This window comes from Pedobacter sp. 10L46_2 (assembly GCF_056395165.1).
The window spans coordinates 1-1283 of record NZ_JBFTIZ010000527.1; the positions used below are offsets into that span (position 1 = coordinate 1).

A 1283-nucleotide genomic window follows, 5' to 3' on the forward strand; every position below is an offset into this window, starting at 1 on the left:
ATCTCCAGCATACCGATAAAATCGCTTTTGTGCCACAGTACCAGATTCATTTACGTGAACTTCGGTAATCTTATCTCCGGTATAAATATTCCCGAGCGTGACCCCTCCTTTTAATTCCCCATCGGTATAAAATTTCCTGACTATTTGTTTTGGTTTTCCATCAGCATACGAAAATTCCGAAAGATTTCTCTTATTACCGAACTTTGTATCTATGCTAAATAGCTCATCGCCATGATAGGTATATGTCGCAAATTCTTTTCCGGCCCAGCTAATTGTACTTATCCTCTTTTTCTCATCATAAGTATAGATCGTAAATTTTGTGGTTGGTGTTGGAAATCCACTTACCTCTATTATTCTGGACAATAATTTAACAGGAGTTTGCTCAGGCTCATCAGGTCCTGATTTTTTTTTACATGTTACCAGCAATAAAGATACAGCAACAATTAGGAGCGTCAATTGCTTTTTCATTATTTAAATATTTGGTTATCATAAATATACAAAAAAAGCTACTTTTTCAATTGTTCAAAATAGAACACTCCTTTTTTGTTTCCAATAACAATATCTATGAGTTTATCCTTATTCATATCTTGAGTTACAACTTGCAGGCCTATCCCGGAATTGTCGTCGATCTGATGAGGAATCCAAGAGGGAATTTTTCCCGGCTTATATTCAAACCAATATAAAACAGCAGGCTCTTCTTCGCCCGGATCGTGTCCATTGTGTGCGTAAAAGCGCTTTCCAGTTACCAGATCAGGATGACCATCCCGATTCATATCTATCAGTGCAAGGCCATGGGTTTGTGAAAATGATTTAAAAATCTCATGACGTGCCCAAGCTGTATTCCCCTGACTATCTTTTACCTGTTCATGCCACCAAATTCCGTAATTATGAGAAGAAGCACTAATAACATCCACATCGCCATCGCCATCCAAATCCATTGCATACATTTGAGAGCAATCATCGCCAAAATTTGCTGGATGYCATGTCCAGTCAGAGGCAGTACGGTCAACCGGGGCCTCCCACCATCCATCTTTAATAAACACATCAGCCCGGCCATCTTTATTGATATCTGCAAAGCCCAAACCATGGGTAAACTGGTGAGTTCCCCTGTCTTTTACATCGCTTATAACATGTACCGTCCATGTAGTATCACCCTTTAAAACTGGCGCCTTTAACCAAACTACTTTATTCCCCTTGGAATCTGCACATAACAGATCTGTTCTTCCATCTCCGTCAACATCTACAACGCGAGGCGATTCATTTCCTACAGATGAATACAGCGT

Annotated in this window: 2 protein-coding genes; both read right to left on the minus strand. The window is 39.7% G+C overall.

Features of this window, described 5'->3' with window-relative positions; translation table 11 throughout:
* Nucleotides 1–468 (minus strand): hypothetical protein (locus tag AC1DDX_RS27485; RefSeq protein ID WP_477623042.1); only part of this gene is annotated, 468 nt, incomplete at its 3' end.
* Between the two features lie 38 nt (nucleotides 469–506).
* The coding region (locus tag AC1DDX_RS27490; RefSeq protein ID WP_477623043.1) for an FG-GAP repeat domain-containing protein at nucleotides 507–1283 on the minus strand (777 nt) is incomplete at its 5' end.